11 protein-coding genes and 1 pseudogene are annotated in these 17,482 nt (G+C 61.9%); 6 read left to right on the forward strand and 6 right to left on the reverse strand.

The features are described from left to right. Nucleotides 1–1,275 (reverse strand): FAD-dependent oxidoreductase (locus GOEFS_RS03590; RefSeq protein ID WP_040524440.1); only part of this gene is annotated, 1,275 nt, incomplete at its 3' end. 10 nt (nucleotides 1,276–1,285) lie between these two features. On the opposite strand from GOEFS_RS03590, the gene GOEFS_RS03595 reads away from it, so the two are divergent. Beyond that, nucleotides 1,286–2,707: an oxygenase MpaB family protein gene (locus GOEFS_RS03595; RefSeq protein WP_245549762.1), complete on the forward strand. Its 1,422-nt coding sequence runs from the start codon at nucleotides 1,286–1,288 to the stop codon at nucleotides 2,705–2,707. Between the two features lie 14 nt (nucleotides 2,708–2,721). On the opposite strand, the pseudogene GOEFS_RS24005 reads toward GOEFS_RS03595, so the two are convergent. The 3 genes and pseudogenes from GOEFS_RS24005 to GOEFS_RS03605 all read right to left on the reverse strand — a co-directional run. Next, nucleotides 2,722–2,820 (reverse strand): annotated as a pseudogene (locus GOEFS_RS24005) (DUF1275 family protein); the annotation flags it as partial. Next, nucleotides 2,813–3,508, reverse strand: coding sequence for a TetR/AcrR family transcriptional regulator (locus GOEFS_RS03600; protein WP_007316514.1), 696 nt, complete (start codon nucleotides 3,506–3,508; stop codon nucleotides 2,813–2,815). The pseudogene GOEFS_RS24005 and the gene GOEFS_RS03600, both read right to left, overlap by 8 nt. A gap of 69 nt (nucleotides 3,509–3,577) precedes the next feature. Further along, nucleotides 3,578–4,969, reverse strand: a complete 1,392-nt coding sequence (locus GOEFS_RS03605; RefSeq protein ID WP_007316515.1) for an oxygenase MpaB family protein — start codon at nucleotides 4,967–4,969, stop codon at nucleotides 3,578–3,580. 179 nt (nucleotides 4,970–5,148) lie between these two features. Between GOEFS_RS03605 and GOEFS_RS03610 the strand changes: the two genes are divergently transcribed. The 4 genes from GOEFS_RS03610 to GOEFS_RS03625 are packed head-to-tail and all read left to right on the forward strand — an operon-like array spanning nucleotide 5,149 to nucleotide 10,941. Further along, nucleotides 5,149–6,501, forward strand: a complete 1,353-nt coding sequence (locus tag GOEFS_RS03610) for an oxygenase MpaB family protein (protein ID WP_050949771.1) — start codon at nucleotides 5,149–5,151, stop codon at nucleotides 6,499–6,501. Between the two features lie 56 nt (nucleotides 6,502–6,557). Further along, on the forward strand, nucleotides 6,558–8,012 hold the full coding sequence (locus GOEFS_RS03615; protein ID WP_007316517.1) for an aldehyde dehydrogenase: 1,455 nt from the start codon (nucleotides 6,558–6,560) through the stop codon (nucleotides 8,010–8,012). A gap of 17 nt (nucleotides 8,013–8,029) precedes the next feature. Further along, nucleotides 8,030–9,391, forward strand: a complete 1,362-nt coding sequence (locus tag GOEFS_RS03620; protein WP_007316518.1) for an oxygenase MpaB family protein — start codon at nucleotides 8,030–8,032, stop codon at nucleotides 9,389–9,391. Continuing rightward, nucleotides 9,388–10,941 (forward strand): AMP-binding protein, encoded by a 1,554-nt coding sequence (locus tag GOEFS_RS03625; protein ID WP_007316519.1) that lies wholly within the window; start codon nucleotides 9,388–9,390, stop codon nucleotides 10,939–10,941. The genes GOEFS_RS03620 and GOEFS_RS03625 overlap by 4 nt, the downstream gene beginning before the upstream one ends. 14 nt (nucleotides 10,942–10,955) lie before the next feature. On the opposite strand, the gene GOEFS_RS03630 is transcribed toward GOEFS_RS03625, so the two are convergent. Beyond that, a complete protein-coding gene (locus GOEFS_RS03630) occupies nucleotides 10,956–12,305 on the reverse strand; it encodes an MFS transporter (protein WP_007316520.1) in 1,350 nt (449 codons plus the stop codon). A 326-nt stretch (nucleotides 12,306–12,631) separates the two neighbouring features. Here GOEFS_RS03630 and GOEFS_RS03635 point away from each other — a divergent pair, with 326 nt between their 5' ends. Continuing rightward, nucleotides 12,632–14,068 carry an acyltransferase gene (locus GOEFS_RS03635; RefSeq protein ID WP_007316521.1) on the forward strand — a complete coding sequence of 479 codons (1,437 nt, stop codon included), beginning with the start codon at nucleotides 12,632–12,634 and terminating at the stop codon, nucleotides 14,066–14,068. Between the two features lie 70 nt (nucleotides 14,069–14,138). Here the strand turns inward: GOEFS_RS03635 and clpB are convergent, their stop codons facing one another. Beyond that, on the reverse strand, nucleotides 14,139–16,691 hold the full coding sequence (clpB, locus tag GOEFS_RS03640; protein ID WP_040524438.1) for an ATP-dependent chaperone ClpB: 2,553 nt from the start codon (nucleotides 16,689–16,691) through the stop codon (nucleotides 14,139–14,141). Nucleotides 16,692–17,482: the final 791 nt, after the last annotated feature.

Below are 17,482 nucleotides of genomic sequence, written 5' to 3' on the forward strand. Positions count from 1 at the left end.
AAATGTCGTCAGCGAGTTGTCCCGATTCTGCATTACCAGGATGATGATCGAGCGTTGAGCGCGCCGGCGGAAACTCAACATCTGACGTCCGCTCGTCGGCTCTGCGATCATTCGGTCAATCATTTTGCGCCAGCGGGCTTTTCCAGGGTCTCCATCGGTCAGCGGCGTGAAGAGCCCGCCGATCGCGTTAAACCCCGGCCCGAATCGGACCGGCTCGATATGTGTGTCGTCACGCGGATAGAAGGAGGACGTGATGGCGATTCCCTGCGAAGTGTCGCGAGCCGCGTCGTAACGGCGCCGGGTGGCACACAGTATCGATTCCGAATTCGTCCTCGTGAGATGTCCGAGCCTCGGCGACATCAGCGGCAGTTTGCCGCGCCCGCTCGAGTGATGCAAGAGGCGCTGGGTGTTGTACGTCCCTGCCGCTACCACCACGTGATCAGCGGTGATCGTCCGTGGTCGCGGACCGATCGGCCCCCACGAGGAAGACGACGCCGTTCTGACCTCCCATCGATTACCAAGTGGTTCAATCGATTTCACCGTCGTCCGATCGATGATCCGTGCGCCCGACCCCTCTGCGAGCGCAAGGTAGTTCTTTATCGTGGTGTTCTTAGCACCCACCCGGCATCCGGTCATACACGAGCCGCATTCGGTACATGACACTCGATCCGGCCCGGCACCACCGAAGAAGGGATCACCTGCTGGCGAACCTTTTTGCCCTTCATCGCGCTGCCCTTTGTCGCCGAAGTAGACCCCGACCTTTGTCGGCGAAAAGGTATGGGACACACCGAGATCGCGCGCGACATCGCCCATGATCTGATCACTGTAGGTCCGCAGCGGGTTGGTGACCACCCCGAGCATGCGTTCGGCCTGGTCGTAATGCGGCTCCAACTCGCTACGCCAGTCGGTGATGGCGGACCATTGGCGGTCCTCGAAGAATCCGGCCGGTGGGCGATAGAGAGTATTGCCGTAATTCAATGAACCGCCGCCAACCCCCGCCCCGGCGAGAACCGCGACATTCCGCAGCAGATGCACCCGGTACAGCCCGTACATCCCCAGCTTCGGCGCGAATGCGAGTTTGTGGAGCTTCCAGGCGCTATCGGCGAAGTCCGTATCGGCGAAACGGCGCCCAGCTTCGATGACGCACACCCGATACCCCTTTTCGCTCAGTCGTAACGCCGCGACGCTTCCGCCGAAACCTGAACCGACGACCACGACGTCGAAGTCAGATGTCGATTCGGTCGATCCATTGACTGCGTTCCTCTTCTGCTGCATCATCAGCACTATGATGACACACAGAGATGCTTTAGTGTCAAAGGTTCTCCCGGCAATCGATCGAGCCGACGTCGAGTTCAACCGACTTGATCGCCCCGACTCACCCCTGCGGCCCATTCCTCCTGGCCGGGACTATTTCGCTCCACGCTGGAAGCGTAGCCGCGAGTTCCTGTTCGGCCCGTGGATCGACATCGAGGAGGAGGCCGCGCCGAGTGAATTCACCCGCTGGCGGGACGACTATTTCTGGCAGGCCGACGAACACATAATCCCGGTGGTCGACATGTTCGAACGCCTGGGACACGGCGACGCCCGAGCGATATTCGAGCAGGCGCTCACCAACGGGATCGACACCGTGGACTCGCCACCGCCAGAGTTGGTCCGGTTCTTCGATCGAATCGACACCTTCCCCGACTGGCTCGATCTGGCAGCGGCGCAACGCGGGCGCACCTTGGTGTCATCAGCGACGATGTTATCGGTGATGGCAATACTCGGCTGGGCAGTATTCGAGACCACGATGACCGGAGACATCTCGGCCGCTACCGGCGCGGCTGGACGATTCCAGCATCAAGGGCTGCGTCGTCAGGTGGAGACCGTACGCATGTTCGGCCTCATGTCTCATCCCTCGGTATTCGAGCGACACAGCGAGGCCTTTCACACCATCACCCGAGTGCGACTCATGCACGGTCTGGTCAGCCGTGGACTCAAACGCAAGTGGGGACCCGAAATCTATCTGAAGTACGGCGAGCCGATCGCCGCGAGTTCCCTACTCGGGTTCGGCAACGGTCCACTGCTGCTTCGTCTTGCCGACCACCAACTGGGACGCCGGTTGTCACGTGGTCAGCTCGACGACATCGCGATGTACGCCGCCTATACGTCGTGGCTGCTCGGCGCACCCGACAATCTGCGTACGCGAGATGGCATCGAGTTGGTGAAGTCGCTCAACTACGTCTTCGCGCGCGGCGGAGATCCATCCGCGTGGCGCGCCGAGTTACTCGATTCCTTCGCGGGCATGATCCGCGAGTCGACCGACATCCGGCTCCGGAAAGCCTCGCCTGCGGCGCGAGAGCGATCGGTCCACGTGGCCAAGGTCGGGATGGCATGCTCATCATTCGTTCCGCTCGCGATGATCTTCGGCCCCGACCAAGTCGACGCCATGGTCGAAGGAACCGAGTTTGAAAAACTGGGGATCGACTACACGCTCGCCGGCCGGTGGTTCGAACGTGCGGCGCGGATCTACGCGCGAACCGCGGCACTGCGCGAGCGCGCACCGGGAGTCACGCTGTTACGCAACCAGGTTCACGGCCGGATCGTTCCGCAAGCAGTTCTGCGGATAGTCAACGAGTCGGAACGATTGCTACTTGCCGGACAGGGTGCGGGATCGACCTACACCCATCACGACAAGTCGACCGGCGGCGCTGGGCTCACCGGTTAGAGTGTGCCGCTTGCGGTATTGCCACTCATAAACGACAGAAAGTAACCGCCAAGGTGGACAAGACCGATCGCGTCAACGAACCCGCGATACCCCACCTTCCGCTGGTTAATCATCTCCGGCCGCGGAATCGATAGTGGCCCGCCACAGCGCCCCGGCTCGCTCATCGGCTCCGATAACCGACCCGTTGAGACCCATCAGCGCTAGCACCGCATCGGCGGCGGCGTCGGCAGCGGTATCGACATCCACACCGAGTTCGCCCTCAGCCCAGCGACGACCGAATTCCACGACCGCGCCCTCGATCATCGTGGCGAGAACTCCATTGCGCGACTTCACTTCAGAATCGATGTCGTCTTCCGGCGCGGACACCAGGGTCCGGAACGCCGTCAAGGCATCGACCCGCTTTCCCTGCAACGCCGGCTCTGAATCCCGCCCCACCATCAGAGCCGCATGCGCACCGCGCTGCCGAAGATGCGTCAGACCTGAGCGGATGAATACCCGCAGTGTCGCCTGAGTGGAATCCGGCCGGGCAGCACGGATCGCGTCGAGCACTTCGGACACCAAGGCCACCGCAGCTTCATCGAACATCGCCCCAAGCAACTCATCGCGCGAGGAGAAGCTCTCGTGAAAGTATCGCCGGTGGACACCGGCATCGCGGCACACCGTCCGGATGGTCACATCACCGATGTCGCCCCCGGCGTCCAGCAATGCGAATGCCGCATCGAGAATCAGCCGACGACGCTCGCCGGTGCGCTCGGCCAACGACAATCCGGCCCACCGCGTGCGCGGTTCCTCGACAGCCATGGGTCCATCCTTCACCATCGGTGAATCCCCTCTCTCACCGTGTATCGCAACGGACGCGTTCTGCTGACCTCAGCGAGCTATGCCGGCTCCTGACAGACTCCCGTCATGGGCGACGTAATCGGCGCGGTTTCCCGCTGCTAACCGCTGCCGAAGGAATTTTGTCGCGGCGGTAAGTATTACCCCAATTGCCATGCGACGCTTGCGGATTAACTCGATTCCGGGCACGCGGTCACGGACGGCGGCGATCCGCACGAGCGGCCGCGCGACGATGCGTAGAATTCGCGCACCGCCTCTGATGCCAAGCCGTCGTTCCCAATAGGTATCGGCGAACATCCGCTCCGTCAGCGCCTCGCCGAGAAGTACCCCTGCGCACGCGGCGAATACCCGCGCGACGACGAGGGTCACCGGGTTGGCCGCGCCAGTGAGCGGGACCCCAATCAGGGCATCAAGGAGCTCGGCCCGCCATTTCGACGGTTTTCCGTTGCGCGCCAAGAGATAGTCCAAATTCTTGAGAGCGTCGACGCCGGTACGCGGCAGGATCTCGTCGGAGACACCCATCAACCACGACCAGTAGGACAGGAAATGCCACGCGTCGTCCAGGTCCCGCTTCGGGCACGGTCGCCCCAGCGAGTGGTCGATCAGCAGGCTCAGCATCATCGACTCAAAGAATCCGCAGAGCGCGGCGTTGGAGATCGGATTGCCATTCGCTGCGAAATATTCTGGCCCCCAAGCGATTCGCAGCCCCCTCCGGGCCTGGGCATGCATAAGTCTTACTCGTAGAGCAGCAGCATAGGCACGTGAACCGGGTCCCGGCCGAGAGGTGGTCAGGACCTCGGTGAAGAACAGCGCGGTTTCTACGCCACGCCGATTCCCGTCATGCCGGAACCGCCCGGTCGCGCCGGTAGCAGCCGAAACGTCCCCATTCATCACCGTGTCGATGACCGCGAAAGTGCCGGTGATCAACAGACTCGGAATAGTCGATGCCTGGATGCGATCAAGCCCCCGGTCTCCCCGCTGTCGGTCGTACCAGTGCGGCATACCTTCCACGGAACTGAAGAAATTGACGAGTTCGGCCGGCGCGTCGACTACTGAGTCAATACCACCCGCGACCGCCTGTTCGAATAGCGCACGACCGCGTTCGGCACCGATCCGCACGAACATGACGACGACCGCGTCCGCGAGTTCGTCCCCCTGCCACATATGGTCATCGAACATACGTGTCTGGTCGGTCGCGGCTACCGAATCGCTGACCTCGAACCACGGCTCGAATACGAACTGCCGACACGGAAGCCAGGCGTCGGCGAATTCATCCTTGTCCGGGGGGATCATCCGCAATGTCGTTCCGGGTCGATAGAAATAGTCGTTGACATGCGTCGACCCCGGCCCTTTGGTGTTACTCGCACCGTTTGCGGCCGTCGCTCCCACAGTCAATTCCGCACCGGTTGACTCTGTCGCAGTCATATCCAAACCTCCCGCCGTGCACGGACGATCCGTGCCGGACATCCCGACCGTATTAGATTGGCCCCAGGTGGGTCAATAATGTCGGACAAGTTATTGCCCCAGGTGGTGCCATTGTGATTAGCTACCTCTATGCGCTTCATCACACCAAGGGGCGGGCCGCCCAGCGAGGTAGCGGGGATATGACTTCCACCGATGTCACGACCGATCACCTTCCGGCCGACCGCGCCGATTGGGATCACTACCACCGGCCCGGCATGGCACTTCGTCCGGCGCCGGATCGAGCCGCCACTCCCTCATGGAAGACGTTGCGGCACAACCTTTACCGCAATTGGCTCGACGTCGGGCCGGGGTGGCTGGACACTCCGCAATCGAGACTCCTCGATGACCACCGATGGCAAGGTGATGAATTGATGGACGCCGTCGTCGACCTATTCGACGACCTGGGTTCTGCCCGCGGTCGAGAGTTGGTGGAACAGGCCCTCGCCCAAGGCATTTCGTCCATCGACGAGCCACCAGCCGAGCTCATCGCACTATTCGAACATCTCGATCGAGTTCCCAGCTGGTACCACGCCGAGCGAATCGAGCGAGGCCGGCTGATCCTCAACGACGTGACCCCGCTGGCCAAACTCGCCGCCGGCGCATTCGGTGTATTCGCTACCGCGACATCGCAAGACGTATCCGCGGCGACCGGAGCGACCGGCCGAATAGTCGAGCAGCCGGTCCGGCGCGCGGTGGAGTCCAACGAATTCTTCGAGAAGATCACCTATCAGGGCGCACTCGAGCGTGATAGCGATATCTTCGCCATGATCGTGCGGGTTCGGCTGATGCACTCCCAAGTCCGCCGCGGTCTGCGTCGTAGTTGGGGGACCGAAGACTTCCGGAAGCACGGAATGCCGATCTCCAATAGCCGCCTTGCCGAGGGATCGGCTTGGTTCGCGTCGATGCCACTGCTCGTCGACCATCTGCTCGGTCGGCGAAAAACCGCCCGTGACCACGACGACGTCGCGCTGTACTGGGGATATATCCTCTACCTCTTCGGTGTGGAGGAACGTCTTATCCCCACTACCGGCCACGAGGCCATCACCTTGGCCAACCATATTTTCTCCGACGCCGGGACTCCGTCGAAATGGCGACCGGAACTGATCGAATCACTGCTGGCCCCGGTCGCCGACGGCGCGGGCAGATTCGGCCGGGTCGCGGTGGGCATGTTCATCGGCGCCGCCGCAACGGTCATGGGAGTTCCGACGGTCGCCGCGGCCCTCACCGGCACTCGTTTCGAGTCGGTAGCTGTCCACCGATGGCACCTGATCCATCGATTACTCGGCCGACTACACGCCCGAATAGTCACCCGGACCGAACATATTCCGGTGATCGCCCGGCGTCGGCGTGCGAACGCGACCCCTGGCGACCCACTACTCATCGCCGCCGGCCGCGGCATCCGGGCCTTCGGACGACGCAACGGCGTGACCGATATTCCCTTCAGCCATCACGACAACAGCGTCTCGGGCACCGGACTCGCTTCGCACCAGTAGCACCTCCCAAACAACCACTAGCACAAGCTTTTCCACCGACCAAAGGACTCAGATTCATGACGCGACTGCGCTCCGAACACCTCGACCGCCAGCGCTTTTTCATCGACGGCAAGTGGGTCGACCCGGTCGACGGTTCCACCCGGGTGAGCATCGAGGCCGCGACCGGACAACCACTTGGACGCGCAGCACTCGCCGGGCCCGCCGATATTGATCACGCGGTCCGCGCCGCGCGCGCCGCACTCGATGAAGGACCGTGGGGTCGCAGCAGCCCTGCCGAACGTGCCGATGTCATGCGCCGCATGGCGGCCGCCCTGCAACAGAGCGCGGATGTCGCCGTGGAATTGGTGTCGCGTGAGAACGGTATGCCCAACGCACTCTCCCAGGTGTTCAACGGACAGGCGCCGGCGGGTCTGCTCGGCATCTACGCCGACCTCATCGGCGACTATCCGTTCGAAGCCGAGGGCGGTTTCGACAACACACTCATCCGACGCGAGCCGGTCGGCGTGGTCGCCGCTATTACTCCGTGGAATCTGCCGCTATCACTGGCGATGATGAAGATCGCGCCCGCTCTCGCGGCCGGGTGCACGATTGTGCTGAAGCCGTCACCCGAAACGGCACTGGACTCGTACCTGTTCGCCGAAGCCGCCGAAGCCGCGGGATTGCCGCCGGGAGTTCTTAACGTGGTGGTCGCCGATCGCGAGGCAGGCGGGTATCTCGTCGCACATCCCGACGTCGACAAGGTGGCCTTCACCGGCTCGACTGCCGCGGGCCGGGCCATCGGCGCCGAATGCGGACGACTCATCCGGCGAGTCACCCTCGAGTTGGGCGGTAAATCCGCGGCCATCGTGCTCGAGGACGCTGACCTGGACAACTTCCTCGTCGGTCTCGATACGGCGACATTCATGAACAACGGTCAGGTATGCACTTCGCAGGCCCGGATTCTCGCGCCGCAGTCACGGTATGAAGAAGTGGTCGATGCGGTCGCGAGTTACGTGCAGAAGCTGACCGTCGGCAACCCGCTCGATCCTGCCGTGACCTGCGGGCCGATGGTCAGCGAGCAGCATCGCGATCGGGTACTTGGCTATATCCGCCAGGGCGAGCAGAGTTCAGCACGGCTGATCACCGGCGGATCGTCGGCGGCTTTCGACGCGGGCTGGTTCGTCACGCCGACCCTGTTCGCCGACGTCGACAATTCCGACACCATCGCCCGTGAGGAGATCTTCGGGCCGGTCGCGGCGATCATTCCCTACGAGTCCGATGCCGACGCGATCGCCATCGCCAACGACAGCGAGTACGGGCTAGGCGGATCGGTGTGGACCACCGACGAGGAACGCGGCACCAATATCGCTCGCAAAGTGCGCACCGGCACGATCGGGGTGAATCACTACGCCTATGACCTGGGCGCGCCCTTCGGTGGCATGAAGAACAGCGGAATCGGGCGCGAGCTGGGCCCGTTCGCTCTCGACAACTATCTGGAACTGAAGTCGATCTACCGCAGCCCACGGGCCTGAGGAAAGTCTCCGAAACTATGAGCGCACAGCTCGACCACACCACCACCCGCGACATCGAACCGTTGAGCCGCTACTACCGTCCTGGCGATACCTTACGTCCCATTCCGCCCGGAAAGGACGCCTTCGCCGATGACTGGCTGCACTGCCGCCGCTTCTTGTTCGAGCCATGGTTCGCCGTCGAACAGGAGGTGACCCCCACCGAACAAACAAGACTGTTCGACGACCACATGTGGCAGGGCGACGAACTGATGGACGATGTCGTTGACCTGTTCACGCGGATCGGCGTGGAGCGGGGACGCGCACTATTCGAGCAAGCCGTTAGTAGTGGGATTGCCACGGTGCCAGCAGCGCCCGTCGAATTGGTGCGCTTGTTCACCTGTGTCGAGGCGGTGCCCGACTGGTATGACGCAGAGCGCGCAAACCGCGGCCGGGACCGGATGTTCGCCGCAACGCTGCCCGCCACGCTCCTGAGCGCGGCGTTCGCCGTCATCGACACCACGATGAACAGCGACGTGTCGACCGCCACCGGGGCGACCGGACGCTTCCGGCACGACGGCAACCGGCGACTGCGTGAGACCGCACTGTTCTTCGCCGAAGTGCTGTCGGCCGACCACCCGGGACCGGGCACCCCGGCCTTCGCCGCGGCCATGCACGTCCGGCTGATGCACGCTCAGGTGCGGCGCGGCCTCCGTGAGGCGTGGGGAGATGATCGGTTCGCGGAATTCGGTGATCCCATCTCCAACTCGGCGTTATGCGGATTCTTCGAGGCGATGCTCATCTTCGTGCTGGCCGACCATACGCTCGGCCGCCCGGTCAGTTCCCGCGAAGCGGACGACGCCTGGCACTTCCTGCGCTACTGGTCGTGGCTCATGGGCGTGTGCGACGAACTCCTCCCTCCGTCGGCCCTGGATGCCATGCGCAATCTCGACTATCTGCTGGCGCGCAACGGCGAAGCATCCCCATGGCGGATCGAACTCGTCAATTCCCTCGTCGGCACCGGCGAAGATCGCGGTGAGCACGACGCACTGGTCGCGCGGGGCCATTATACCCGTTATGGCGCAGCGGTTTTCGCGGCAACCGCGGACGTGATTCTGGGTAGCGAACTCGCCGCGAAGATGTTCGCCGGCACGTATTGGGAGACCGCGATCGATCACCGTCGAGACGGTCGTATTCTCCGCGCTATCACGTGGCCGCTGACCCGATTCGCCCGTTTGCGTGATCGCGTTCCGGGCATGAGCCGGTTCCGCAGACGCCGTGTCAACTTCGCCGGTGTCGCACTGGCACTTGTCATTCGGGCGTTCCGCGAGTCACCCGACGTCACTGACGACGGCTACCGGATGCATGATCACACGCCGGCCGCACCAAGTATCGAAAGATGAATAATCCAGCGCCCCAATCGTTTTCCACCAGTCCACTGACCGTCACCGCCTTTCTGCCGCGAGCCGCCGCCGTATTCGCCGACCGCCTGGCGGTAGTCGACGGCGACACCCGGTTGACCTACCGCGAATTCGCCGACCGCACCGGCCGCCTGGTCTCCGCGTTGCACGGATGGGGTATCGCCCCCGGCGACCGGGTCGCAGCGCTCTGCTCGAATAGTCACGTGATGCTCGAGTTGCATCACGCGATACCCGCGATGGGCGCTGTCCTGGTTCCGGTGAACACACGATTGGCCGCGGCCGAAGTTGCCTATATCCTCGACCACAGCGGCGCTCACGTTCTGGTCGTCACCGGGGAGTATCGAGAGCTAGCTCTGGCTGCCACCGCCGCTAAGCCCGATATTCGCGTCATAGTCGCCGACGGGCCCGGCAGCGAATACGAAAGTACCCTTAGCACAACCGGTTTCACCGAAATCGGACCCATCGAGGCCGACGACGCTTTGCTGGCCATCAACTACACATCCGGGACCACGGGACGCCCCAAGGGAGTCATGTACAACCATCGGGGCGCCTACCTCCAGGCGATAGCGATGGCCTATCACGCGGGGCTCACGCCCGACTCCGGTTACCTGTGGACATTGCCGATGTTCCATTGCAACGGTTGGTGTTTCCCATGGGCGGTGACCGCATCAGGTGGGACCCACATCTGCCTCCGAGCCATCGACACCACTCAGATCTGGCATCACTTGGCTGCCGGCTCGGTGACGCATTTATGCTGCGCTCCAACAGTTCTCACCATGGTCGCCGAAGATGATTTGGCACGCATTCTGAAGGCGCCGGTTACCGTGCTGACCGGTGGCGCACCGCCGAGCCCCGCGCTGCTCCGGCGCGTCGACGGGCTCGGTTTCCGAACAACACATCTGTACGGAATGACCGAGACCTACGGTCCCATCGTCGTCAATTGGTGGCAAAGCCGTTGGGATCAACTGACTCCCGACGAGCGGAGCCGCCTGCGGGCGCGGCAGGGTATTGGCAACATCGTCTCCGAACAGCCCCGCGTGCTACACCCCGACGGCGGCTCCGAAGTGACGCCGGACGGTACCGATGTCGGCGAACTGGTGGTTCGCGGAAACAATGTCATGGCGGGCTACTACCGCGACCCAGCAGCCACCGCCGCGGCTACCGTTTCGAGTTGGTTGCGGACCGGCGATCTGGCCGTGGTGCATCCGGACGGCTACCTCGAATTACGTGATCGCGCAAAGGACATCATTATCTCCGGCGGCGAGAACATCGCTTCGGTTGAAGTGGAGCGTGCGATCGACGAGCACCCAGATGTCATCGAATCCGCGGTTGTCGCACGCAGCGATGAGAAATGGGGTGAAGTACCCGTCGCCTTTGTGACGGCTCGCCGCGCCGACCTTAGCGAGCGCGAGATCATCGAACACTGCAGGGCCCGCCTTGCCCGGTTCAAGGCTCCCAAAGCGGTGTTCTTCACCGAACTCCCGAAGACGTCGACCGGAAAGATCCGCAAAAATCTACTTCGGGAGAGTTGAGACGAACACCGCCGTCATTTCTCGACGGCATCTAACTCCGGTTCCACTCCCTGCTCGGGAATTCCGGTGCCGCGCAACGATGCTCCGACCGTCTCTTTCAGGAATACCAGTGCGACCATGCCGACCACGCAGGCACCCATCATGTAGGCGGCTGGGAACAGATTCCATCCGGTGTTGTCCACCACGGCTTCGTTCACCAGCGGCGCCGTGCCACCGAATGCAGCGGTCGCAACGTTGTAGGAGATTGCGAATCCCGCGTAGCGGACCTGCGTTGGGAACATCGCGGGGAAGGTCGCCGAAATGGTCGCGAGCTGCGGGATGTAGAGCACGCCGAGCACGACGAATCCGACGATGGCCCACGCAAATCCTTGTCCCATAAGCCAATACATTGGCAATGCGAGTACGAACAGACCGATTAACGACGCCCACCACATCGGCTTACGACCGGTCGAATCCGACCATCGCCCGAAGAACGGTATCAAGAGCATCATCACGACCTGACCGATCAAGACGACTATCGATCCGTCGTCCTCGTCGAGTCCGATGGTGTTCTTCAGGTAGTCGGGTTGATAGGCAAGCAACGTGTAGTTGGCGACGTTCAGCGCCACCACCATGCCGAACATGATGAGGATCGGCTGCCAGTAGTTGCTCACGAGGTCGGTCAGCCGCGACCACGCTGAACCCTCGATGGCGTCGGCCTTTTCCAGTTCGTTGAACAGCGGCGGATCGTCGAGCTGGCTACGCAGGTAGAGACCGATCGCGCCGAGTGGCAACGCCAACAGGAATGGGATACGCCAGCCCCACGAGTTCATCTGAGCGTCGTTGAGCATCAGATTGAAGAGCAACACCAATGCGGTGCCACCAGCGAAACCCGCGAGCGTGCCGAATTCCAGGAAACTGCCGAAACGGCCACGTTTGTTATCTGGGGCATACTCCGCCATAAACGTTGCGGCACCGCCATATTCGCCGCCCGTGGAAAAGCCCTGCACTATTCGCAGCGCTATCAACAGGATCGGCGCCCAGACACCCGCTACCGCGTGCGACGGGAGCACACCGATAAGTGCCGTCGCACCCGAGATAAGCAGAATTGTCATGGCTAGCACGCGCTTTCGGCCTAGCCGGTCGCCGAGCGGCCCCCACACCATGCCACCCAGCGGACGCAGCACGAAGGAGATCGCAAAACCCAGCATCGTGCCGACGCCGCCCCATGAGCCGGGAAAGAAGGTATGCGTGAGATAAGTGGTGGTCGCGGCGTAGACGCCGTAGTCGTACCACTCGGTCGCATTGCCGATCGCCGACGCCCCGATCGCGCGGCGGAGAACCTGCGGGTCGGGAGTGACAGTTTTGGTCGCCTGGTCAGTCATCTACGCCTTCCGAATCCCCGCCTTTGGGCGAATTCTTCGTCGGCCAGGCGAGGTATACGTGTCTTCTCGAGTTACGTGCGTTAATAGGCAAAGTAAGTAGCTGCTCTTAGTTGTCTACCCGATCAACTCAAGCAAGGCCAACCACCTTGTCTCACCAGACACCGTCGGCTACCCCGCTGACCTGCGTAGATATCGCAAGGTCACGATGAGGCAACGGTCACTGTCAGCCAATACACAGGTTTCGGTTAGGTCATTCCAACGCGAGGCAACTACCATTCCGATGGTTGTGCATGCACAACTAACCAGTTGTGAGATCGGAGACGCGCTTGTCCGGGATCGTCGAAAAGGACACCGAATCGACGCCCGCGCCAGCACCGCCCAAATCCGACAGTCCACCCAAACGGCGCGATAAGCACCTCTACCAACTCGACCTCGTGCGGCTGGTTACCTTCGCCGCGGTCATCCTCGACCACGTAATGCTCGGCGTCATTCCGCTCACCAATGTCGCGGCAGGCGGCATCGAAATCTTCCTCCGGTATTCGCGCTACTCGTTCTTCGCGCTAACCGGCTTTGTGTTGGGCTATCAGTACCGCAACCGCGACCTCGACGCCGTGACGTTCTGGCGACGTCGCTTCAAACTGATCGGCATTCCGTATGTCGCCTGGACGCTCTTCTACTGGGTGTACTCGCGCTATCGCGTCGGCGGTTGGGACAATGTCTGGAACACCATCGATTCCGGCGAGCATCTAATCGTCACGGCCAAATCACTCGCTTACGACCTCGCGACCGGCAATGCTTGGTACCACCTGTATTTCTTGTTCGTGAGCATGCAGATCTACTTGGTATTCCCAGCGGTTCTGTGGGTGCTCAAGCGGACCTGGGGCTACCACCGCTACCTACTTCTCGTCAGCGGCGCGTTCCACGCGGTATTGCTGTTCGGCATGCTGCGGCCCCCACTCGGCGTCCTACAGCACGGCCCGCAGGGAGAGATCTGGTCGCACCTGCTGGTGACGATCCTCCCCTACCAGTTCTTCGTGTTGTCGGGATGTGTTGCGGCACTCCACTTCGAGGCATTTCACGCATTCCTCAAGCGTTACCGCCTCGCGAGTTTCGCCATCGGCGTCTCGGTAATGGCGGCAACCCTCGGCTACTACCTGTACCGGATCGACTCGGGTGAAGAAATGTTCCGGGCGACCAATGTGTTCGTGCTGCACAACGCATTTGCCTACATCGCGATCATCGTCATCCTGTACGGCCTTGGCTCGATCTGGCAGGAACGTCGCAATCCTGGTTCGATCGCCGATCGCTTCCTCAAGACCGCGGCCGACCGTTCGTTCGGCATCTACCTGGCACACGGCCTGGCGCTCGAAGAGCTGATGGATATCGTGCACGCCCACCCCACCTGGCAGGTGTGGCCGACGATGTTCCTCACCTACCTCGGCACTGCGATACTCACCGTATTCATCGTAGAAGTGTTGCGGCGCAGCCCAATTAGTCTGATGACCACCGGACGTGAAGCGCTAGCCGCCGACGGTCAGCGACCGTGGCGGCTGATCGGAGTCGGGCTTACCGGGATGGTGATCGGTGTCGCCATTCGACTGGTATTCGACCTCCGTGTCGGCGATCTGACCGCACTCGTCGGTGCGGTGTTGATCGCGACCGCGGGATGGGTCGCGGTGCGGCAGCGTTCGGAGGCGATGGATGTCGAAGGCACGACCGACGGCGAACTTCCGGTCTCCGAGAAAATCGGAGCAAATAGCTGAAGTACCCCACACGAAAATCGGGGTTCACGTCAATTATTGACGTGAACCCCGATCTATCTGGTGGCTACCGCTAGCCGACGCTCAACGACTCGCCGTCGGCGCTGACGTCGACCGGTACCGTGTCGCCGTCGCGGACATCGCCCGCGAGCAACGCCTTGGCGAGTTGATCGCCGATGGCCTGCTGCACGAGCCTGCGCAACGGACGTGCGCCGTAGAGCGGGTCGAATCCGCGCTCGCCGAGCCATTGTTTCGCCTTCGGCGTGACGTCGAGGGCCAGCCGGCGTTGTGCCAGACGCTTATTCAGCGCATTGAGCTGGATATCAACAATCGACGTCAACTGCTCTGGCGTCAGCGCGTGGAAGATAATCACGTCGTCGAGCCGGTTGATGAACTCCGGCTTGAACCGTGCCCGCACCGCACTCATGACCTGCTCGGCGTCGCCGCCCGCGCCCAGGTTGGACGTGAGAATCAAGATGGTGTTGCGGAAATCCACCGTGCGGCCCTGACCGTCGGTCAGCCGACCTTCGTCGAGTACCTGCAGCAACACGTCGAACACGTCCGGGTGAGCCTTCTCGACCTCGTCGAAGAGGATCACCGAATACGGCCGGCGGCGCACCGCTTCGGTTAGTTGACCGCCCGCGTCGTAGCCGACGTAGCCGGGTGGCGCCCCGACGAGCCTTGCCACACTGTGCTTTTCACCGTATTCACTCATATCGATCCGGACCATCGCCCGCTCGTCGTCGAACATGAACTCCGCCAACGCTTTCGCGAGCTCGGTTTTACCAACGCCAGTCGGCCCGAGGAACAGGAACGAGCCCAACGGCCGGTCCGGATCGGCAACGCCGGCGCGTGCGCGACGCACTGCGTCGGAAACCGCTTGGACGGCTTCGGATTGGCCGATGACGCGAGCGCCGAGTTCACTTTCCATCCGCAGCAGTTTGGCCGTCTCGCCTTCGAGCATGCGGCCGGCCGGAACGCCGGTCCACGCGGAGACCACGTCGGCGACGTCGTTGGGACCGACCTCTTCCTGAAGCATGACGTCCTCATCGGGGGAGGTACCGGTCTTCTCCAGTGCGGCTGTCAGCTCCTTCTCCAACGTCGGGATCTGGCCGTAACGCAGCTCGGCTGCCTTGCCGAGGTCGCCGTCGCGCTCGGCACGATCGGCTGCGCCCCTGAGGCTTTCCAGTTGCTCCTTCAGATCTCGCACAGCGTCGATGGCAGATTTCTCCGACTGCCACCGTGCGGAAAGCTCATTCAGCTTCTCCTTGTTGTCAGCGAGTTCGGCGCGCAACTTCTCCAGGCGATCCTTCGATGCCGCGTCCGTTTCCTTCTCTAGCGCAAGCTCTTCCACTTCGAGACGTCGGACGATACGTTCCACCTCGTCGATTTCGACTGGGCGAGAATCGATTTCCATCCGCAGCCTCGACGCCGCTTCGTCGACAAGGTCGATGGCCTTGTCGGGCAGGAAGCGCGAGGTGATGTAGCGATCGGAAAGTGTTGCGGCAGCGACCAACGCGGAGTCGGTGATTCGTACACCGTGATGCACTTCGTAGCGATCTTTGAGTCCGCGCAAGATGCCGATGGTGTCTTCCACCGACGGCTCGCCGACGTAGACCTGCTGGAAACGGCGTTCCAGGGCGGCATCCTTCTCGATGTACTTGCGGTACTCCTCGAGGGTCGTCGCACCAACCAGGCGCAGCTCGCCACGCGCCAGGAGCGGCTTGATCATGTTGCCGGCGTCCATCGCGGAATCGCCGGTCGCACCGGCACCGACGATGGTGTGCAATTCATCGATGAAGGTGATGATCTGGCCGTCGGCGGCTTTGATCTCATCGAGGACAGCCTTGAGCCGCTCTTCGAATTCGCCGCGATACTTGGCACCCGCGACCATCGAACCGAGGTCGAGGGAGAGAACGGTCTTACCGCGCAACGACTCTGGGACGTCACCTTCGACTACGCGGGCGGCGAGCCCTTCGACGATGGCCGTCTTTCCGACGCCCGGTTCGCCAATGAGCACCGGGTTGTTTTTGGTGCGTCGGCTCAAGACCTGTACGACGCGACGGATTTCGGTGTCACGACCGATGACCGGATCGAGTTTGCCTTCGCGGGCCCGTGCTGTCAGGTCGGTTGAGTACTTCTCCAACGCTTGATACGACGACTCCGGGTCCGGGCTGGTGACTCGCGCCGCCCCACGCACTGACACGAACGCGTCGCGCAGAGCTTGCGGAGACGCGCCGTTGTTGACCAGCAGTTTGGCGACGTCGGAATCTCCGGTTGCCAGACCCACGGTCAGGTGTTCGGTGGAGACGTACTCGTCGCCGAGCTCGGTGGCCAACTGCTGGGCGGCGGTAACCGCGGCTATCGACTCGCGGGAAAGCTGCGGCTGAGCACTCGTAGACGCCACTGTCGGCATGCGATCGACCAGGCCGTGAGCCTGACGCCTGATATCGGCGGGATCGGTACCGACCGCTTTGAGTAACGGCGATGCGATTCCGTCGGTTTGGTCGAGCAGAGCGACCAGAATATGGGCTGGGCGGACGTCGGGATTTCCGTTCGACGCCGCGCTCTGTACGGCAGCCTGCAACGCAGCCTGCGTCTTGGTGGTTGGGGTGAAACTGTCCACTCTCGCTACCTCTCGTTTGATACCTGGCCTGGGCACAGACGTGTCTGCATCCAGAATGCCAGAGTTAAGTGTTCTAGGCTCAGGTTTGAACCTTCGGTAGGTGTAACGCACCATAAGTTGAGTTTGTTCCGCTCAAGTTTGTCACGGCCCCAGGCGCGCGCCAACCAACGTCGGAACCGCGATGCACGCATCCAGGGTCGCGAAGTTGACGAGTCGCTCACGGATCCCGCCGCCAGGCATCCGCATCCAAGCCCGCGGCAATTGGTGTACCAATCTGCCACTTGTCCATGAATTGTCCGGGTGATTCATTGACTAGATTCGCGGGAAAGTCGCACCGCGAAACGCACACAAGGGCCTCGATATTAGATCAGGCAGCGTAATTCGCGATGACAAATATACCATTGGGTTCGAAAGCGCTCCGTCCTCATGCGACGTTGCTCATCAATCCGAAAAGCAAGCGAATGACTCAATTTATCGAGCCTGAGGCCCCATTCGGTAAACATGGTGACTATTGCCGTTCATATTGAATGAGTCAGCGAGTTGCGAATGGGCGCACCGCGACACGACGGAAATGCCCCTCTCCAACGTCCTCACGTCCCAACTCCGCGCAGCTTCATTCAGGCAGAACACGCCTCCAACGACCACAACGTGAGGGCTAGATACCGCGTTACCAGCCGATATACCCCGATGCCGGGTAACAAACTGTAGATAATTCGCGAAGGCGAAGGTTTACTCGAATTGATCAGTAAATGTGAAAAGTAGATGACGCAACGAACCAGACGCCCCACAAT

This window comes from Gordonia effusa NBRC 100432 (assembly GCF_000241305.1).
Classification (GTDB): domain Bacteria; phylum Actinomycetota; class Actinomycetes; order Mycobacteriales; family Mycobacteriaceae; genus Gordonia; species Gordonia effusa.

Bases quoted from the DNA above. Each gene is read 5' to 3' on its own strand.
- GOEFS_RS03595 (WP_245549762.1), top strand. From the start codon at position 1,286: ATGATGACACACAGAGATGCTTTAGTGTCAAAGGTTCTCCCGGCAATC.
- GOEFS_RS03600 (WP_007316514.1), bottom strand. From the start codon at position 3,508: ATGGCTGTCGAGGAACCGCGCACGCGGTGGGCCGGATTGTCGTTGGCC.
- GOEFS_RS03605 (WP_007316515.1), bottom strand. From the start codon at position 4,969: ATGACTGCGACAGAGTCAACCGGTGCGGAATTGACTGTGGGAGCGACG.
- GOEFS_RS03610 (WP_050949771.1), top strand. From the start codon at position 5,149: ATGACTTCCACCGATGTCACGACCGATCACCTTCCGGCCGACCGCGCC.
- GOEFS_RS03615 (WP_007316517.1), top strand. From the start codon at position 6,558: ATGACGCGACTGCGCTCCGAACACCTCGACCGCCAGCGCTTTTTCATC.
- GOEFS_RS03620 (WP_007316518.1), top strand. From the start codon at position 8,030: ATGAGCGCACAGCTCGACCACACCACCACCCGCGACATCGAACCGTTG.
- GOEFS_RS03625 (WP_007316519.1), top strand. From the start codon at position 9,388: ATGAATAATCCAGCGCCCCAATCGTTTTCCACCAGTCCACTGACCGTC.
- GOEFS_RS03630 (WP_007316520.1), bottom strand. From the start codon at position 12,305: ATGACTGACCAGGCGACCAAAACTGTCACTCCCGACCCGCAGGTTCTC.